Genomic DNA, 6084 nt, shown 5'->3' on the forward strand with positions numbered 1-6084 from the left:
ATATGCAAAGTATAAATAGTAATTTATTGCCAAATAGAAAAGAGTTTTTGAGTGATCTTGAAAAAAATATTTTTGATAAACTAGTTATTTTTGATATAAGTGGTTTTGGAAATATAAATCATTTCTATGGTTATGATTTTGGAGAAAAAATATTAAAAATTATATCTTTAAGACTTCAAGATAGATTTGAAAATAGTCAAATTTACTATTTGGGTGCAGATATTTTTGTTGTTGCGACAAATAGTGATATTTTAAAAGAGAAATTTATTCAAACAATAAAAGCAACAATTTGGTACTTTGGATACTCTGCAATTGAAATTGATGGAAATAAAGTATATATTCCATTAAGAGCTGGAGTTGCTATAAATTATTCAAAGCTTTTGTTTTGTGCTGAATTTGCACTAAAACAAACAAGAGTTTTAAAGCAAAATATAGTGATTTATGATAATGAAGAAGATGATGTATTAAACTTAAGTCAAGACTCTATAAAAGATGATTTATATTGGGAAAGTGAAATTATTGAAGCAATAAAAAGAGATAAATTTGAGATTTTTGCACAATCAATAAGTAACCAATTTGAGAAAAAATATGAGATATTAGTTCGAATGAAAGACTCAAAAGGAGAGATAGTTTCTCCTTGCTTTTTTATAGATAGATCTAAAAAATAAATCTTTATACAGAGATTACTAAAAAAGTTATTCAAAAATCTTTTGAATTTTTTCAAAATAAAAATGTTGGATTTAGTATAAATTTATCAATTATTGATATTTTGGAAAAAGATATTGTTGATTTTATTATTCAAAAAATTTGTGAATTTGATATTGGTGATTTTTTGACTATTGAAATTACGGAGAGTGAAGGAATTGATAATATTGAAGAGGTTGTATCTTTTATAAAAATTGTAAAAAGTCTTGGTGTAAAAATTGCAATTGATGATTTTGGAACAGGTTACTCAAATTTCTCATATTTGGTTAAATTTCAAGCTGATTATGTAAAACTTGATGGCTCTATTATAAAAGATATTAACAGATCTCTTAGTGCAAGAGCTGTTGTAGAATCAATTGTATTTTTTGCAAAAAAGGTTGGTATGAAAACTGTTGCGGAATTTGTATCTTCAAAAGATATTTACGATACTTGCAAAGAGTTGGAAATTGACTATTTTCAAGGATATCTGTTTGATGCTCCGAAAAATATTAAAGAGTTAAAATTATAAATTATTAAAAAAATAAAAAAAATATAATAATTTGCCTATTTTTCAGTTTAATTATAGATAGTTTTGATAAAATAATATCCTATTTTATTAAAATATTACGAGGCAAAATGATTATAAGATTTTCTATTTTTACAGCCCTTTTATTTGGTTATATAAATGCTCTATCTTTGAAAGAGGGCTTTATTAAATCTTTGCAAAATGATCCAAATGTTCTTGTAAGGCAAAATGAGTTAAATAAAATCAAGTACGATATTGATAAGGCAAGAGGATTGTTTTATCCAACAATTGATTTAGAAGCAAGAGCTTATAATCAAAGAACTTCGACAGATTCATATAGACCTGAAAATGGAAGTTTGCAAAGAAATGACGAATATGTTGTAAGGTTGGAACAGCCAATATATAAAGGCTTTGAAACTATAAATGAAAATCGAATCCAGAATGCTAGATATGAAAGTGCTGAATATTATTTAAAAGAGGAACAAAATAGTTTAGCTTTAAGATATGTTCAAAACTATTTAAATGTTTTAAAAAGCAGTGATTTGTTGAATTTATCAACAGAATCATACAATATGAGTGAAGATATATTCAAAAAAACTTCAAGAAAAGTTGAAATGGGCTATGGAACAAAACTAGAATATGAAAGAGCTAAAGGAAATTTAGAAGAGAGTAGTGTAAATTTATCAATAGATAAATTAAGTCTACAAGACTCTATTCAGTATCTATATGACAATATTCAAGAAGAATTTAAAGAAACTGATTTGATAAAAGAGGATTTTAATTATACTCTTCCAAAAACTCAAGAAAAAGCACTTAATTTTGCACTTGTAAATCACCCTTCAATGTTTTTTTCTGTTATAAATATAGATATTGCTAAGTTTGAACAGAAAAAAGAGTTAAAATCATTTCATCCAGAGTTGAATTTGGAGGCTAAATATAATTTAAATGATGGGTCATATAGAGAGACAAATGCTAAACCTAATAATCAATATGAAATTGGTCTTAAATTGGTATATAATCTTTATAATGGTGGAAAAGATTTAGCAAATAATAGAAAAATGAAAGAGACCATAAAAGAGAAAAGTATATTGTTGGATCAGACAAAAAAAAATATTAAAAATGCATTAGCTTTATCTTGGAATAGTTATATATTAAATCAAGAGAAGTTAAAAAGACTTAAAAATTTTGTAAAAACTAGAGAAGCTGTACTAGATGCAACTTATCAAGAGTTTGGATTGGGAACTAGAGATTTAGGTAGTGTTGTTGATGCACATTTAGATTATATCTCTACAAAAAGAAATTATATCTCAACTAAGTATGATTTATTGCTTGCTCATTATAGGGTATTGTATTCAATTGGTATTCTTTCAGATGTTTTATTAGAGCATATGGATAATACTATATTTGCAAATGAATTTTCAAATATGAATGAAATTTTTACTAAAAATATAAAATAAGGGTTTGATTTAATGGATTACGATATATTTAAAGATATTAAAGTTAAAGAGTATGTAGAAAATCCTATTTTGGATTGTTTGGCAATTTTTTGTAAAATGAGCGGAAGACCTTATTCAAAAGAGTCTTTAATAGCAGGGTTACCAATAGAAGAGGGGCATAGCTCTCCAGTTTTGTTTTCAAAATTTAGCTCAAAATCCCTTTTTTCAAGAGCTGCAGCTAAAGCTGGATTTAAAACAAGAGTTTTAAAAACAAAAATAGAAGATATAAATCCATTAGTTCTTCCTTGTATAGTTTTATTAAATGGTAAAAATCCAAAAGATGAACTTCGTGCTTGTATATTATTAGGTTTTGATGATGAGATGCAAAATGCTAGAATTTTACTTCCTGAAGCTGAAGATGTTGAAAGTAGTGTTACTATTGAAGAACTTAAAAAATACTATTTTGGTTTTTCTATTTTATTAAAAAAAGAGCTTAGATTTGATGACAAGCAGTTAACAATTGGGGATGTAAAAGAGAGTCACTGGCTTTGGGGAACAATGAAAATTGTTAGAGAAACTTATAGAGATGTTATTATAGCTTCGCTTCTAATAAATATTTTTGTTTTAGCAACACCACTTTTTACGATGAATGTATATGATAGAGTAATTCCAAATGATGCAAAAGATACATTATGGATTTTATCAATTGGAGTACTAATAGTTTATGGAATTGATGTATTATTAAAATTTTTAAGAACTTATTTTTTAGAAACAGCTGGTAAAAAGACCGATATTATAGCATCATCTTTAATTTTTGAAAGAGTTTTAGATTTAAAAATGTCATCTATGCCATCATCTGTTGGATCTATGGCAAATATTTTAAAAGAGTTTGAAAGTATTAGGTCATTTATAACATCTTCAACTATTTCTTTATTAATAGATTTACCATTTATAATTCTTTTTTTAATTACTATTTACTACATTGGTGGTGTTTTGGTTGTTGTTCCAATTGTTATAATTTTATTTATTATATTTTATACAATTTATGCAAAAGAGAAATTGCAAAATAGTATTAAACAATCTTATGAAGCAGCTTCAATGAAAAATGGAGTTCTAATTGAATCATTGTCTTCAATAGAGACTTTAAAATCGCTTGGTGCGACAGGATATTCTCAATGGAAATGGGAAGAAGCAACTTCTCAAATAGCTGATAAGAGTATATCTTCAAAAACAATTTCTGCATCTATTACAACTGTAACTTCTTTTTTATTACAGCTTAATACTGTTGCAATTATTGTTGTAGGTACTTACTTAATTGGCGAAAAAATGCTTTCTATGGGGGCATTAATTGCTGTTGTAATTATCTCTTCAAGAGCAATTGCTCCTATGGGACAAGTTGCAAGTCTGTTATCAACTTTCCATCACACAAAGGTTTCTTATCAAGCTTTAGATGATATTATGAATATGCCAGTTGAGCATCCTCAAGGTAAGAAGTTTGTAGCAAGACCTGAATATAGAGGAAATATTGAGTTTAAAAATATAAGTTTTACATATCCAAATGCTGATACATCGACTCTAAATAATATTAATTTTAAAATTAATGAAGGTGAACATGTAGCAATAATAGGGAAAATTGGTTCTGGAAAATCGACTATTCACAAGCTGATATTATCTTTGTATACTCCAACAGAAGGTGCAATTTTAGTTGATAATATTGATATAAAACAACTTGATCCTACGGAACTTAGAAAAAATATAGCTTATGTTTCTCAAGATGTATTACTTTTTAATGGCACAGTTAAGGAAAATATTGTTTATAGATTACCTCATATTGATGATGAAAAGATTATTGAAGCTGCTACTGTAAGTGGAGTTATGGATTTTATAAATAAACATCCAAAAGGTTTTGATATGCCAGTAGGTGAGAGAGGATCACTTCTTTCAGGAGGACAAAGACAAAGTATAGCAATTGCTAGAGCGATATTACAAGATTATCCAATAGTTTTATTAGATGAACCAACAAGTGCAATGGATAATTCTGCTGAAGATAAATTCTTAAAAAATATCAAAAAATATTTAAAAGATAAAACAATGATTTTAGTATCTCATAAAACATCACTTTTATCTTTAGCTGATAGAATAATCGTTATGGAAGATGGACAAGTTGTTCTTGATGGAAAAAAAGATTACGTTATAAATAAACTTACTTCAAAATAGAGTCAAAACTATTTTAAAATTTATACCAAAGTATAATTTACAAAACTCCTATTTTTAAATAATATATTCAAATAAATGAAAATAGGAGTACATTATGGCAAGTGTAGCAAGAATAGCGGATATTAGAGGTTTAGTTTCTTTAAATGATGGAGAAGAGATATTAAAAGAGAGAGATCCTATATCTGAAAATGGTGGGATACTTACAATTAGTGAATTTGCTAGAATTATTTTTGATGATGGTAGAGAGATTGAAGTTCAAGGACCAGTTCAATTAACTTTAAATGAAAACTTTTTTCAAACGGGTGAGTTTGATATTCAAAATGTACAAATTGAAAACCTAAATTTAGTTAGAGATATTGTTGAGAATTTGGTTACAAATATAGAAGGTGGTACATTACCTGAAAATCCAAGTGAAGCTTTTGTTGCAACAGAGCAATTGGATACATTATTGGAAAATGACGAAGTCATATCTTCAACAAGAAGTGTTGAAGATGATTTTGCTCCAACAGAAGCTCCAACAGAAGCTCCAACAGAAGCTCCAACAGAAGCTCCAACAGAAGCTCCAACAGAAGCTCCAACAGAAGCTCCAACAGAAGCTCCAACAGAAGCTCCAACAGAAGCTCCAACAGAAGCTCCAACAGAAGCTCCAACAGAAGCTCCAACAGAAGCTCCAACAGAAGCTCCAACAGAAGCTCCAACAGAAGCTCCAACAGAAGCTCCAACAGAAGCTCCAACAGAAGCTCCAACAGAAGCTCCAACAGAAGCTCCAACAGAAGCTCCAACAGAAGCTCCAACAGAAGCTCCAACAGAAGCTCCAACAGAAGCTCCAACAGAAGCTCCAACAGAAGCTCCAACAGAAGCTCCAACAGAAGCTCCAACAGAAGCTCCAACAGAAGCTCCAACAGAAGCTCCAACAGAAGCTCCAACAGAAGCTCCAACAGAAGCTCCAACAGAAGCACCAACAGAAGCTCCAACAGAAGCTCCAACAGAAGCTCCAACAGAAGCTCCAACAGAAGCTCCAACAGAAGCTCCAACAGAAGCTCCAACAGAAGCTCCAACAGAAGCTCCAACAGAAGCTCCAACAGAAGCACCAACAGAAGCTCCAACAGAAGCTCCAACAGAAGCTCCAACAGAAGCTCCAACAGAAGCTCCAACAGAAGCTCCAACAGAAGCTCCAACAGAAGCTCCAACAGAAGCTCCAACAGAAGCTCCAACAGAAGC

Annotated in this window: 5 protein-coding genes; all 5 read left to right on the forward strand. The window is 29.6% G+C overall.

The features are described from left to right. The first annotated feature begins 2 nt into the window (after positions 1-2). The gene (locus CRU94_RS09675; protein ID WP_258237374.1) at positions 3-668 is read left to right on the forward strand and encodes a diguanylate cyclase domain-containing protein; all 666 of its coding nucleotides are present in this window, start codon (positions 3-5) and stop codon (positions 666-668) included. A 29-nt stretch (positions 669-697) separates the two neighbouring features. Beyond that, positions 698-1213, forward strand: a complete 516-nt coding sequence (locus tag CRU94_RS09680) for an EAL domain-containing protein (protein WP_258237380.1) — start codon at positions 698-700, stop codon at positions 1211-1213. A gap of 107 nt (positions 1214-1320) precedes the next feature. Beyond that, positions 1321-2667, forward strand: coding sequence for a TolC family protein (locus CRU94_RS03695; protein ID WP_129105452.1), 1347 nt, complete (start codon positions 1321-1323; stop codon positions 2665-2667). A gap of 12 nt (positions 2668-2679) precedes the next feature. Then, positions 2680-4863, forward strand: coding sequence for a type I secretion system permease/ATPase (locus CRU94_RS03700; protein ID WP_129105453.1), 2184 nt, complete (start codon positions 2680-2682; stop codon positions 4861-4863). A gap of 94 nt (positions 4864-4957) precedes the next feature. Then, positions 4958-6084, forward strand: a 1127-nt coding sequence (locus tag CRU94_RS09685) for a hypothetical protein (protein ID WP_258237375.1), incomplete at its 3' end; no start/stop codon positions are given.

The sequence above is a fragment of the Arcobacter sp. AHV-9/2010 genome (genome assembly GCF_004116575.1).
Lineage (GTDB): Bacteria > Campylobacterota > Campylobacteria > Campylobacterales > Arcobacteraceae > Aliarcobacter > Aliarcobacter skirrowii.